Origin of the sequence: Streptomyces sp. NPDC048389 (assembly GCF_040706335.1) — a bacterium.
Lineage (GTDB): Bacteria > Actinomycetota > Actinomycetes > Streptomycetales > Streptomycetaceae > Streptomyces.
The window spans coordinates 1-14025 of the sequence record NZ_JBEZKP010000062.1 but is presented as its reverse complement, the minus strand read 5'-3'; the positions used below and the strand labels follow the sequence as shown (position 1 = coordinate 14025).

9 protein-coding genes and 1 CRISPR repeat array (1 of these 10 only partly in view) are annotated in these 14025 nt (G+C 71.0%); all 9 genes read left to right on the top strand.

Annotated elements, in window-relative coordinates; genetic code table 11:
• Nucleotides 1–187: direct repeats of the CRISPR family, unit length 29 nt; unit sequence GTGCTCCCCGCACCCGCGGGGATGGTCCC (it extends 513 nt beyond the left edge of the window).
• Between the two features lie 473 nt (nucleotides 188–660).
• Nucleotides 661–1842 carry an ROK family transcriptional regulator gene (locus tag AB0903_RS29430; RefSeq protein WP_366707767.1) on the top strand — a complete coding sequence of 394 codons (1182 nt, stop codon included), beginning with the start codon at nucleotides 661–663 and terminating at the stop codon, nucleotides 1840–1842.
• 398 nt (nucleotides 1843–2240) lie between these two features.
• Entirely contained in the window at nucleotides 2241–3755 is a 1515-nt protein-coding gene (locus AB0903_RS29425; protein WP_366707766.1) for a sugar ABC transporter ATP-binding protein, read from the top strand.
• Nucleotides 3756–3761: 6 nt separating this feature from the next.
• Entirely contained in the window at nucleotides 3762–4799 is a 1038-nt protein-coding gene (locus AB0903_RS29420; protein ID WP_366707765.1) for an ABC transporter permease, read from the top strand.
• Nucleotides 4800–4962: 163 nt separating this feature from the next.
• Complete coding sequence (locus tag AB0903_RS29415; RefSeq protein WP_366707764.1) at nucleotides 4963–6009, top strand: substrate-binding domain-containing protein; 1047 nt, start codon at nucleotides 4963–4965, stop codon at nucleotides 6007–6009.
• Nucleotides 6010–6079: 70 nt separating this feature from the next.
• Nucleotides 6080–7285: a Gfo/Idh/MocA family oxidoreductase gene (locus AB0903_RS29410; protein WP_366707763.1), complete on the top strand. Its 1206-nt coding sequence runs from the start codon at nucleotides 6080–6082 to the stop codon at nucleotides 7283–7285.
• Between the two features lie 41 nt (nucleotides 7286–7326).
• Entirely contained in the window at nucleotides 7327–8334 is a 1008-nt protein-coding gene (locus AB0903_RS29405) for a sugar phosphate isomerase/epimerase family protein (RefSeq protein ID WP_366707762.1), read from the top strand.
• Between the two features lie 241 nt (nucleotides 8335–8575).
• A complete protein-coding gene (locus tag AB0903_RS29400) occupies nucleotides 8576–12271 on the top strand; it encodes a ThuA domain-containing protein (RefSeq protein ID WP_366707761.1) in 3696 nt (1231 codons plus the stop codon).
• 104 nt (nucleotides 12272–12375) lie between these two features.
• On the top strand, nucleotides 12376–13494 hold the full coding sequence (locus AB0903_RS29395) for an inositol-3-phosphate synthase (RefSeq protein ID WP_366707760.1): 1119 nt from the start codon (nucleotides 12376–12378) through the stop codon (nucleotides 13492–13494).
• Nucleotides 13491–14025: UbiA family prenyltransferase (locus AB0903_RS29390; protein ID WP_366707759.1), on the top strand; the 535-nt coding region annotated here is incomplete at its 3' end. The genes AB0903_RS29395 and AB0903_RS29390, both read left to right, overlap by 4 nt.

Below are 14025 nucleotides of genomic sequence, written 5' to 3'. Positions count from 1 at the left end.
TCCCGATGCGCAACAAGCAGCAACAGAGTAAGGGTGGTGCTCCCCGCACCCGCGGGGATGGTCCCCACTGCCACCCGGCAGAGCCCTGACGCCGTCAGTGCTCCCCGCACCCGCGGGGATGGTCCCGACTCGGACTTGTCCTTCACACGCGGGAACTCGTGCTCCCCGCACCCGCGGGGATGGTCCCACGGAGATTGGCGAGGCCGGTGTGGGGCGGGGGTGGTGAGCGTGGCGTCCGGTGTCTCGACGGGGGCGACGGCGGCGGTCGCGACCAGGGTGGCGATTCTGACTCTCGCTCCGGAGTGCATGTGCAGCGGGCGGCCCACGGCCTGGAGTGGGCTGGGCATTGAGCCGTCGACCTTCGCGAAGACAGTCCCTATGCGGTGCAGGGGGCCCGGTCCTTGGGGGGAGGTGCCCGCCGTGCCGCCGATGCCCCTGGCGTGGCTGCCGTCAACGTGCTCGGCAAGGGTCGGCGACATGCCTAGGACGACGGCCGCGTCGCCAGGCTTTGTCTCGAGTGTGGGAAAAGTCGGGTCGGATCTATGCGCAAGTTCTTCCCAGCTCGGTAAAGCGCTGCTACGTTCCCCTCGAAAGCCCGACGGAGACGGCCGACCGGGTCCCCGGCCGCAGGCCAGGGGAGGGGAGGGGTACGTGAGACGGATGACCGCTCGACCCGCGAACGCGCATCAGGCGCGACTGCTGCGCCTGTTGCGTGACGGAGGGCCCAACTCCCGTGCGCAGCTCGGCGATCAGGTGGACCTGTCCCGTTCGAAGCTCGCCGTCGAGGTGGACCGGCTGCTGGAGACCGGGCTCGTCGTCGCCGACGGGCTCGCCGCCTCCAGGGGCGGGCGTCGCTCGCACAACATCCGGCTCGCGCCCGCGCTCCGATTCCTCGGCGTCGACATCGGCGCCACCTCGATCGACGTCGCCGTCACCAACGCGGAGCTGGAGGTCCTGGGGCACCTCAACCACCCCATGGACGTCCGCGAGGGCCCCGTCGCCGTCTTCGAGCAGGTGCTGTCGATGGCCGGGAAGCTCAAGGCGTCCGGTCTCGCGGAGGGGTTCGACGGCGCCGGGATCGGCGTCCCCGGCCCGGTCCGCTATCCGGAGGGCGTGCCCGTGGCGCCTCCGATCATGCCGGGCTGGGACGGTTTTCCCGTACGCGAGGCGCTCAGTCAGGACCTGGGCTGCCCCGTCATGGTCGACAACGACGTGAACCTGATGGCGATGGGGGAGCAGCACGCGGGCGTCGCACACTCGGTCGGCGACTTCCTCTGCATCAAGATCGGCACCGGCATCGGCTGCGGCATCGTGGTCGGCGGCGCCGTCTACCGCGGTACGACCGGCAGCGCCGGCGACATCGGCCACATCCAGGTCGAACCGGACGGCCGCGCCTGCGCCTGCGGCAACCGCGGCTGTCTGGAGGCCCACTTCAGCGGGGCCGCCCTGGCGCGCGACGCCGAGGACGCGGCGCGTGCCGGCCGCTCGGTGGAACTCGCCGTCCGGCTGGAGGCGGCCGGGTACCTCACGGCCGCGGACGTGTCGGCGGCGGCCGCTGCCGGCGATGCCACCGCCATCGACCTCATCCGGGAAGGAGGCAACCGTCTCGGCCAAGTCATCGCCGGGCTCGTCAGCTTCTTCAACCCTGGACTCGTCGTCATCGGTGGTGGAGTGACCGGTCTCGGCCACACGCTGCTGGCCAGCGTACGCACCCAGGTCTACCGGCAGTCCCTGCCGCTGGCCACCGGCAATCTTCCCATCGTGCTCGGCGAGTTGGGGCCGGCCGCCGGAGTCATCGGCGCGGCCAGGCTCATCAGCGACCACCTGTTCTCGCCGGCCTGACCGGGCCGGACGACACGTAAGGCACCACCACCGGTACCGCCACAACTACCGGTACCACCATCACTGCCGGTACCGCCACCACCGGTATCGCCCCGCAGTACCGCACAAGCGCAGCACCCGCACCGGTCGCGTGACACCCACGCCACGCTTTCACCACCCGCTCCATCCGCCCGACCTCGTAGGCCCGGCCCGCCCGACGCCAGGGGCGGCCGAGAACCGTCGGCACCCGCACATCGGTATCCCGCACCGCACCGGTATCCCGCACCAGTGTCCGCAGCAGCCCGACCCGGCTGCATCCGCATCGGTATCCCGCACTGCCCCGCATCCGCCCCGCCCCGCATCCGCCCCCGCATCCCGCCCCGCCCGGTCACCGGCCGCACCCGCCGAGGGGATTCGTCATGGCACCAGAACCACCCCTGCTCACCATGTCCGGCATCACCAAGTCGTTCCCCGGCGTCCGTGCCCTGGACGGCGTGGACCTGGAGGTCCACATCGGCGAAGTCCACTGCCTCCTCGGCCAGAACGGCGCCGGAAAGTCCACCCTCATCAAGGTTCTCGCCGGTGCCCACCAGCCCGACGGCGGCGAGATCACCTGGCGGGGCGAGCCCGTGTCGCTCAGGTCGCCGATCGCCGCCATGCGCCTCGGTATCGCGACCATCTACCAGGAACTCGACCTGGTCGAAGGGCTGTCCGTCGCGGAGAACGTCTTCCTCGGGCACGAGCCGACCTCCGCCGGCTTCGTCGTCCGCGGCGCCGCAGCCCGTACCGCCACCGCCGAACTGCTGAAACGTCTCGGCCATCCGGAGATCGACTGCGCGCGGCTCGTCGGCGATTTGTCCGCCGCCCAGCGGCAGATCGTCTCCATGGCCCGCGCCCTCTCCCACGACGTGCGCCTGATCGTGATGGACGAACCGTCGGCCGCGCTCGACCCCGACGAGGTCGACAACCTCTTCCGGATCGTCGGCGACCTGACGGCCGACGGCGTCGCCGTCGTCTACATCTCCCATCGCCTCGAGGAGATCCGGCGCATCGGCGACCGGGTCACCGTTCTCAAGGACGGCCGGGCCGTCGCGGTCGGACTGCCCGCCGAGTCCACCCCGACCCGTGACGTCGTCGCACTGATGACCGGACGCAACGTCGAGTACGTCTTCCCCGAGCGGCCGGCGGGCGCTGCCGCCGCGGGCAAGGAGCCAATGCTGCGGGTCGAAGGTCTCACCCGGCGCGGCGAGTTCGCCCCGGTCGACCTGGAGCTGCGACCCGGCGAGATCGTGGGTCTCGCCGGGCTCGTCGGCTCGGGCCGCAGCGAGATCCTGGAGACGATCTACGGTGCGCGCAGGGCGGACGGCGGCCGCGTCCTCGTGGACGGCGCCGTGCTGCGGCCCGGCAGCGTACGGGCCGCTGTCCGCGCCGGCATCGGGCTCGCCCCCGAGGAGCGCAAGGCGCAGGGGCTGCTGATGCTCGAATCCGTCACCCGCAACGTCTCCGTCTCGTCCCTCTCGCGCTTCTCCCGCGCCGGCTGGCTCGACCGCCGTGCCGAGCGCGTCGCCGCCCAGCGGGCCACCAGGGAACTCTCCCTGCGCCCCGACAACCCCGACGCCCGTATCCGCACCCTGTCCGGCGGCAACCAGCAGAAGGCGGTGCTCGCGCGCTGGCTGCTGCGCGGCTGCAAGGTGCTGCTGCTCGACGAACCGACCCGGGGTGTCGACGTCGGCGCGCGGGCCGAGCTCTACGCGGTGATCCGCCGACTGGCCGACGAGGGTTTGGCCGTACTTCTCGTATCCAGCGAAGTACCCGAAGTGCTGGGCCTGGCCGACCGGGTGCTGGTGATCCGTGAAGGCAGCGTCGTGCACACGGCGGACGCCCGGGAGCTCGACGAGCACCGTGTACTCGATCTTGTGATGGAAGGGAGCTGAGACGGCATGACGCAGCCGGCCACCCCGGCGCAGCAGGACGCGCCGATGCCCGCCGCCAAGTCCGTACCGGGCCAGGGAGGTCCACGCCGTCCGCGGGGACTGCGCCTGGACGTCCGCAATCTGTCGCTGCTCGGTGTCCTCGCCGTGCTCGTCGCGGTGGGCGGTGTCACCAGGCCCGACGAGTTCCTCGCCACGAGCAATCTGCAACTCGTCCTCACTCAGGCGTCGGTCATCGGTGTCGTCACCGTCGGCATGACCTTCGTCATCACCGGCGGCGGCATCGATCTGTCCGTCGGCGCGATCGTGGCGCTCGCCTCCGTGTGGGCGACGACGGTGGCCACCCAGGAATTCGGCTTCGCCGGCATCCTGTTCACGGCCGTGATCGTCGGCGTGGGCTGCGGACTCGTGAACGGTCTGCTCATCGCGTACGGCCGGATGGTGCCCTTCATCGCCACCCTCGCGATGCTCGCCTCCGCCCGGGGCCTCGCCCTGCAGATCACGGACGGCAAGACCCAGATCGTCACCGTCGACTCGGTGCTCGACCTCGGTATCAGGGACGCCTTCATACTCGGCATCCCGCCCCTGGTGCTGGTCTTCGCGGCCGTCACCGTCATCGGCTGGCTCGTTCTGGGGCGCACCACCTTCGGCCGCCGCACCGTCGCCGTCGGCGGAAACGCGGAGGCCGCGCGGCTCGCCGGCATCGATGTCCGCCGCCAGCGGCTCTACCTCTACCTGCTGTCCGGTCTGTGCTGCGGTATCGCCGCCTTCATGCTGATCGTCCTCGCCGGTTCGGGCCAGAACACCAACGGCAACCTCTACGAACTCGACGCCATCGCCGCCGCCATCATCGGGGGCACCCTGCTCACCGGCGGCCGCGGCACGATCGTGGGCTCCGTCCTCGGCGTACTCGTGTTCACCACGATCACCAACATCTTCGCCCTCAACAACCTCGAGAGCGCCGTCCAGCAGATCGCCAAGGGCGCCATCATCGTCGCCGCCGTACTCGTCCAGCACCGCTCGCTGCGAGGCTCCGGCGAGGGCTGAAGGCCCTCCCGCCTCCCGTCCCTCGCCTCCTGTCTCCCGTCGCCGGCCGGCCGGCCGGCGCCGGCCGCCGGCCTCTCGCCTCCCGTCTCCTGCCTCCCGTCCCTCGCCTCTCGCGTCACTTCTCCAGCCCCGTCGCACCGCCCAGTTGAAGGGTTGATCCGTCATGCCAGAAATCCCGTCCACCAGCCGCAGAGGACTGCTGTTCGGCACCGCCGCGGTCTCCGCGGGCGCCCTGCTCACCGCCTGCACCAGCAACGAGCCCAAGACGGAGAAGCAGCCCGCGGACAACGCCCCCGTCGCCGACGACAAGCCGGGCAAGGCCGTCACCATCGGCTTCGCCGGACCGCAGGCCGACCACGGGTGGCTGAACGCCATCAACCAGAACGCCAAGTCCCGTGCCGAGAGGTACTCCGACGTCACCCTGGAGATCACCGAGGGCTCCAACGACACGGCCGCCCAGATCGGCCAGGTCCAGACCCTGATCAACAAGAAGGTCGACGTCCTGGTCATCCTGCCGGCCGACGGGAAGGCGCTCACCCAGGTCGGCCTCCAGGCCATGAGGGCGGGCATCCCCGTCGTCAACCTCGACCGGATCTTCGCCTCGCCGCAGGCGTACCGGTGCTGGATCGGCGGCGACAACTACGGCATGGGCCTCAACGCCGGCAACTACATCGGCGAGCAGCTCAAGGACAAGCCGAACGCCAAGGTCATCGAGCTGGCCGGGCTCGACAACCTGGAACTCACCAAGCAGCGCACCCAGGGCTTCGACGACGCCCTGAAGAACTACCCGAACATCAGGAAGGTGGCCCGCCAGGCGGCCGAGTTCACCGTCGAGTCCGGCCAGGCCAAGATGGCGCAGCTACTGCAGGCCCAGTCGCAGTTCGACGCACTGTGGAACCACGACGACGACCAGGGCGTCGGTGCGCTGCGCGCCATCGCCCAGGCGGGCCGCAAGGACTTCCTGATGGTCGGCGGAGCGGGCGCCAAGTCCGCGATGGACGCCATCAAGGCCGACGACAGCGTGCTGAAGGCCACCGTCCTGTACCCGCCGACCATGGCCGCCTCCGCCGTCGACCTCGCGCGGGCGCTCGGGCAGGGCAAGGGCATCAGCGGTATGGCGGAGCTGGAGATCCCGGCCTCCCTGACCCTCTACTCGGCCGTCGTCACCAAGGACAACGTCGACCAGTACCTGCCCACCGGTTTCAACTGACCGGCCGAGGGCCTGCCCGCCCCACCGAGCACACCGAAGAGACCGTGACTCCGACGAGGAGGATTCCGCTATGGAACTGAGGGACAGTGAGGCCGCACCGCCGACCATCGGCGTCGGCATGGTCGGTTACGCGTTCATGGGCGCCGCCCACTCCCAGGGGTGGCGCACCGCGGGGCGCGTGTTCGACCTGCCGCTGCGGCCGGTCCTTGCCGCGATCGGCGGCCGTGACGCGGCCGCCGTGCGGGCGGCGGCCGGCAGACACGGCTGGGCCGCGGCGGAGACCGACTGGCGCGCCCTCGTGGCCCGCGACGATGTGCAGCTCGTCGACGTCTGCACACCGGGCGACAGTCATGCGGAAATCGCGATCGCGGCCCTGGAGGCCGGCAAGCACGTCCTGTGCGAGAAGCCCCTGGCCAATTCGGTCGCCGAGGCGGAGGCCATGGCCGCGGCCGCCGAACGGGCCAGGGGGAACGGACAGCTGGCGATGGTCGGCTTCAACTACCGCCGGGTCCCCGCGCTCACCTTCGCCCGCCGGCTGGTCGCCGAGGGCCGGCTCGGCACCCTGCGCCATGTGCGGGTGACGTATCTGCAGGACTGGCTGGTCGACCCCGACTTCCCGCTGACCTGGCGGCTCGAGCGTGAGCACGCGGGGTCGGGGGCGCTGGGCGACCTCGGCGCCCATGCCGTCGACGTCGCGCAGTTCCTTACGGGAGAGCTGCTGGTGGGCGTCTCCGCACAGCTGGAGACCTTCGTCAGGGAACGGCCCGTGCTCGAGGGCGCCTCCGCGGGCCTGACCGGGTCCGGGGGTACCGAGCGTGGGCCCGTCACCGTCGACGACGCGGCCGTCTTCACCGGCCGTCTGGCGTCCGGGGCGCTCACCGTGTTCGAGGCGACCCGGATGGCGACCGGCCGCAAGAACGCCCTGCGGCTGGAGATCAACGGAGAGCACGGTTCACTCGCGTTCGACCTGGAGCGGCTCAACGAGCTGTCCTTCCACGACCATCGCGAGCCCGCCGCGACCGCGGGGTTCCGGCGGATCCTCGTCACCGAGGCGGAGCACCCGTACCTGGAGGCGTGGTGGCCGCCGGGCCACGCGCTCGGCTACGAGCACACCTTCGCCCACCAGGCGCGCGACCTGGTGGAGGCCATCGCGTCCGGTACCGACCCGGTGCCGTCGTTCGCCGACGGTCTCCAGGTGCAGCGGGTGCTCGCGGCGGTGGAGGAGAGCGCCCGGAAGAGCGCCGTCTACACACCCGTCCACGCCGTAGGGGCCTGAGGTCCGGCAGCGATCCGGCAGGAATCAGATTTGGAGGCACCATGCCACGCCCGTTCACACTGTTCACCGGCCAGTGGGCCGATCTGCCGCTCGAGAAGGTCTGCTCGCTCGCCCGGGACTTCGGCTACGACGGCCTGGAACTCGCCTGCTGGGGCGACCACTTCGAGGTGGACAAGGCCCTCGCCGACCCGTCGTACCTGGACGGGCGGCACGCCCTGCTGGAGAAGTACGGCCTCAGGTGCTGGGCGATATCCAACCATCTCGTCGGCCAGGCCGTCTGCGACAACCCGATCGACGAGCGCCATCAGGGCATCCTGCCCGCCCGGATCTGGGGTGACGGGGAACCCGAGGCTGTGAGGCGGCGGGCTGCCGCCGAGCTGAAGGACACCGCGCGCGCCGCGGCGGCCTTCGGTGTCGACACCGTGATCGGCTTCACCGGATCGTCGATCTGGCATCTCGTCGCGATGTTCCCGCCGGTGCCGGAGCGGATGATCGAGCGCGGCTACGAGGACTTCGCCGAACGCTGGAACCCGATCCTGGACGTCTTCGACACCGAGGGCGTCCGCTTCGCGCACGAGGTCCATCCCGGCGAGATCGCCTACGACTACTGGACCACCGAGCGGGCCCTGGAGGCGGTGGACAACCGGCCGGCCTTCGGGCTCAACTTCGACCCGAGCCACTTCGTCTGGCAGGACCTCGACCCGGTGGGTTTCCTGTACGACTTCCGGGACCGGATCTACCACGTGGACTGCAAGGAGGCCCGCAAGCGCCTGGACGGGCGCAACGGGCGCCTCGGCTCCCATCTGCCGTGGGGCGACCCGCGGCGCGGCTGGGACTTCGTATCCGCCGGGCACGGTGACGTGCCGTGGGAGGACGTGTTCCGGATGCTGCGCTCGATCGGCTACGACGGGCCCGTCTCGGTGGAGTGGGAGGACGCCGGAATGGACCGGCTGATGGGAGCCCCACAGGCGCTGGCCGATCTGAAGCGGTTCGACTTCGAGCCGCCGACCGCCTCCTTCGACGCCGCCTTCTCAGGCGGCGAGAAGTAGAAAAGGCCAGGTCCGAGCCGGGTGGGGAGAGTCGCCACCGGGCCGGTCCTGCCTGCCCGGGCACGCCTTTGTCCTGCGCTGGGAAGAAGTTCAACTTCGGCGCTGCACAAGGGCTTTCGGTCAAGGACGAACCCGGCTACGGTCCCATCTCGTGTACACGACATAGGTGGTTCGGGAGTGACGGCGCACTCCGGTTCCACGGCACACCGCCCCGTTCGACCGGCACTACCGGAGGACATTCGTGCACCGAACAAGGCCCAGAGGCCGCAAGGCACTCGCACTCCTCACCGGCGGCCTCCTCGCCGCCACTTCGCTGGCCCTCACCACGCCGACCACCGCGTCCGCGGCCGACCCCGAAGCGGCCGTCTCCGCGGCCGCCGAGGAATTCCAGCAGGTCACTCTCGCGAAGGGCGGTGAGGAGACCGGCGAGCCCATGTCGCTGGCCGTGCTGCCCGACCGCAGCGTGCTCCACACCTCGCGCAGCGGCGAGCTGCGGATGACGGACGAGGCCGGCAACACCCGCGTCGTCGGCACCGTCCCCGTCTACTCGCACGACGAAGAGGGGCTCCAAGGCGTCGGCCTGGACCCGGACTTCGAGCAGAACCGATTCATTTACCTCTACTACGCGCCGCCCATGGACACCCCGGAGGGCGACGCGCCGAACGAGGGCACCGCTGCCGACTTCGCCGCGTTCGAGGGCGTCAACCGGCTCTCGCGATTCGTCCTGCGCGAGGACGGCACACTGGACAACGCCAGCGAGAAGAAGATCATCGACATCCCGGCGACCCGCGGCATCTGCTGCCACGTCGGCGGCGACATCGACTTCGACGCCGAGGGCAACCTCTACCTGTCGACCGGCGACGACTCCAACCCCTTCGCCTCCGACGGCTACACGCCCATCGACGAGCGCCCCGGCCGCAACCCCGCCTACGACGCCCGCCGTACCTCCGGCAACACCAACGACCTGCGCGGCAAGATACTGCGCATCAAGGTGAACGAGGACGGTTCGTACTCGATCCCCGAGGGCAACCTCTTCGCGCCCGGTACGGACAGGACACGCCCCGAGATCTACGCGATGGGCTTCCGCAACCCGTTCCGTTTCAGCGTGGACAAGAAGACCGGCGTCCTCTACGTCGGCGACTACGGCCCCGACGCCGGCACCGCCGACACGAAGCGCGGCCCGGCCGGCCAGGTCGAGTTCGCCCGTGTCACCGGCCCCGGCAACTTCGGCTGGCCCTTCTGCACCGGCGACAACGACCCGTACGTCGACTACGACTTCGCCACCAAGACCTCCGGCGCCACCTTCGACTGCGCCGACCTGAAGAACACCTCGCCGCACAACACCGGCCTCGTCGACCTGCCGCCCGCCGAGCCGGCCTGGATCCCGTACGACGGCGGCTCGCTCCCCGAGTTCGGCAGCGGCTCCGAGTCCCCGATGGGCGGGCCGGTCTACCACTACGACGCGGACCTCGACTCCCCGGTGAAGTTCCCCGAGGCGTACGACGGCGACTTCTTCGCCGGTGAGTTCGGCCGCCGGTGGATCAAGCGCATCGACACGGCGGAGGACGGCACGGTCCGGTCCATCGACCCCGTCCCGTGGAGCGGCACCCAGGTCATGGACATGGCCTTCGGCCCCGACGGCGCGCTGTACGTCCTCGACTACGGCACCGCCTGGTTCGGCGGCGACGAGAACGCCGGCCTGTACCGCATCGAGAACGCCACCGACGGACGCTCCCCGGTGGCGGAAGCCTCCGCGAACAAGACCTCCGGCCAGGCGCCGATGCGCGTCACCTTCTCCTCCGCCGGAACCACCGACGCGGACGGCGACGCCCTCACGTACAGCTGGGACTTCGGCGACGGCGCCACTTCCACCGAGGCGAACCCCGTCCACCGGTACACCGAGAACGGCACCTACACCGCGACGGTCACCGCGAAGGACCCGACGGGCCGCACCGGCTCCGCCGGCGTCCGAGTCGTCGTCGGCAACACCGCACCCAAGGTCAGGCTCGAACTCCCCGTCGAGGGCGCGCTCTTCGACTTCGGTGACGAGATCCCGTTCAAGGTGACCGTCACCGACCCCGAGGACGGAACCATCGACTGCGCCGAGGTCACGGTCAACTACATCCTCGGCCACGACAGCCACGGCCACCCCATCACCTCGGCCAACGGCTGCGAAGGCACCATCAAGACCTCCGCGGACGGCGGACACGACCCGAACGCCAACATCTTCGGAGTCCTCGACGCCGAATACACCGACGGCGGAGGCGGCGGCCAGGCCGCGCTCACCAGCCACGACCAGGCGCAGCTCCAGCCCCGGCACCGGCAGGCCGAGCACTTCGGCGACCAGTCGGGCATCAACACCTTCGACAAGGCGGCCGCCCACGGCGGCAAGACCGTCGGCGACATCCACAACGGCGACTGGATCTCCTTCGCGCCGTACAACCTGAGCGGTGCGAAGAAGCTCACCGCACGGATCTCCTCCGGCGGCTCCGGCGGCTTCCTCGAGGTGCGCACCGGGTCCGCGGACGGCCACCTCCTCGGCTCGGCGCCCGTCCCCGTCACCGGCGGCTGGGAGACGTTCCAGGACATCGACGTACCCCTACGAGGCGTGCCGAAGAGGACCACCGAGCTCTTCCTGGTCTTCAAGGGCGGCGCGGGAGCCCTGTACGACGTGGACGACTTCACGTTCTCCGACACCCCCGTCGACCGAAAGGCCAAGCGCGTCCTGGTCTTCTCCAAGACCGCCGGCTTCCGCCACGACTCCATCCCGGCAGGCATCGCCGCGCTGAAGGAACTCGGCAAAAGCGGTGACATCACCGTCGACGCCACCGAGGCGGCGGGCCAGTTCACCGCCGGCAACCTCGCCCGCTACGACGCCGTCGTCTTCCTGTCCACCACCGGCGACGTGCTGAACGCCGACCAGCAGAAGGCGTTCGAGGACTACGTCGCCGCCGGCGGCGGCTACATGGGCGTCCACGCGGCGGCCGACACCGAGTACGAGTGGGAGTTCTACGGCGGACTCGTCGGCGCCTACTTCGACTCGCACCCGCACATCCAGGCCGCGACCGTCCGCGTCGAGGACCACGACCATCCGGCCACCGCGCACGTCCACGGCCCCTGGGAGCGCACCGACGAGTGGTACAACTACCGCACCAACCCGCGTGCGCAGGCCCGCGTCCTCGCCACCCTCGACGAGACCACCTATCAGGGCGGCACCATGAAGGGCGACCACCCGATCGCCTGGTGCCAGACGTACGAGGGCGGCCGCGCCTTCTACACCGGCGGCGGCCACACCAAGGAGTCGTACACGGAGCCGGCCTTCCGCCAGCACCTCCTCGGCGGGCTGCGGTACGCGACCGGGCAGGTCAAGGCCGACTGCAGGCCGCGCACCGGCCACCGAACGATCTTCAACGGCGAGACGCTCGACGGCTGGAAGCAGGCCGGGCCGGGCCGGTTCGACGTCGTCGACGGGGAACTGCGCTCCCGGGGCGGCATGGGCCTGCTCTGGTACCAGGCCAAGGAGCTCCGCTCGTACTCGCTGAAGCTCGACTGGAAGACGGACGGCGACGACAACTCGGGCGTCTTCGTCGGTTTCCCCGCCTCCGACGATCCGTGGTCCGCGGTGAACAAGGGCTACGAGATCCAGATCGACGCCACCGACGCCGCCGACCGCACCACCGGCGCGGTCTACGGCTTCAAGTCGGCGAACATCAAGGCCCGTGACCAGGTCCTGCGGCCGCCCGGCCAGTGGAACAGCTACGAGATCCGGGTCAAGGGCGAGCGCCTGCGGGTCTTCCTCAACGGAGTGAAGATCAACGACTTCACCAACACCGACCCGGCCCGCAGCCTGGCGGACGGCCACATCGGCCTCCAGAACCACGGGGCTGACGACCAGGTGTCCTTCCGGAACATCCGGTTGAAGGAGCTGCCCTCGTAGTACCGCGGGGCCGCCCACGAGCCGGCGGCGGGCGGGGAGGCGCCGTACCCCCCGCCCGCCGTCCTCCACCCCATCGCAGCAACGACCTGACAGGGAGGCAGCCCGTGACAGACGGGAACACACGCACCGGAGTCTGGTTCGTCGGAGCACGCGGTTCCGTGGCCACCACGGCCGTCGCCGGATGCGCGGCGGTCACCGCCGGACTGCACCCGCCCACCGGCATGGTCACCGAGACGCCGGCCTTCACCGGAACCGGGCTGCCCACCCTGCCCTCACTCGTCTTCGGCGGACACGACACCGCCCACTGCCCGCTGCCCAAGCGCGCGGAACACCTCACGGAGGCCGGTGTCCTGCCGCACGGGCTCGCCTCAGCGGTCCGGGCCGAACTGGAGGCCGCCGACCGGGAGATCCGGCAAGGCGGACCCGGCGCCGGCGACACCCGAAGCGACGAGGAACTCATCGCCGCCTTCGCCGCCGACATGGCCGCCTTCCGCTCACGGAACGCCCTGGCCCGCGTCGTCGTCGTGGGCGTCGCCTCCACCGAACCCCTGCCGGAGCCGGGCGCCGTACGGCTGCCGCCCAGCTCCCTCTACGCGGCCGCCGCCGTGCGGGCCGGCTGCCCCTACGTCAACTTCACCCCCTCCACGGGGCTGCGCACCGCGGCCCTCGCGGACGCCGTCGCGGCCGGTGGCCTTCCCCACGCGGGCCGCGACGGCAAGACCGGCCAGACGCTGCTGCGATCGGTGCTCGCGCCGATGTTCCTGCAGCGCGCCCTGACCGTGAGGGCCTGGTCCGGCACGAACCTGCTGGGCGGCGGCGACGGGGCGGCGCTGGCCGACCCTGCCGCGGCCGCGGCGAAGAACGCCGGCAAGGAACGCGTCCTCGCCGACACCCTCGGAACGGTGCCGGAGGGCGAGGTCCACATCGACGACGTCCCCGCGCTCGGCGACTGGAAGACCGCGTGGGACCACATCGCCTTCGACGGCTTCCTGGGCTCCCGGATGATCCTCCAGACCATCTGGCAGGGCTGCGACTCCGCTCTCGCGGCCCCTCTGGTCCTCGACCTGGCCCGGCTGGTGGCCCGCGCCCATGAGGCGGGCCTGTCGGGGCCGCTGCCCGAGCTCGGCTTCTACTTCAAGGACCCGGACGGCGGCCCGGCGGGCCTGTCCGACCAGTTCACCGCGCTGCTGTCCTTTGCGGACTGCCTGCGGGAGGCACGATGACCCGCACCCGGCAGGCCCGTGCCCGCTTGCGTGACTGGGCCGAACTGCTACGTGTCTCCGCGGTGTTCACGGTGCCCGGCGACGCCCTCGCGGGCGCGGCCTGTGCCGGGCTGAGGCCCAACCGGGGCACGGCGTACGCCGTCGGCGCGTCGCTCTGCCTGTACGAGGCGGGCATGGCGCTCAACGACTGGGCCGACCGCGAGGAGGACGCCGTCGACCGCCCGCACCGCCCGATCCCCTCCGGCCGCATCACCCCCGGCGCGGCTCTGACCGCGGCCGGAGCCCTCACCGCGGCGGGCCTGACTCTCGCGGCCCGCGCCGGCCGCCCCGCGCTGGCGGTGGCCACGGCCCTCTCCGCGACGGTGTGGGCCTACGACCTCCATCTGAAACACACCCCCGCCGCCCCGTCGGCGATGGCCGCGGCCCGCGCGCTGGACCTCCTCCTGGGCACAACGGCAACGTTGTCCGCGGCGCCGCCGGCGACTGCCGTGCCGCCCGCGACCGCGCCCAGCCGAGGGCCGGCCACGCGCC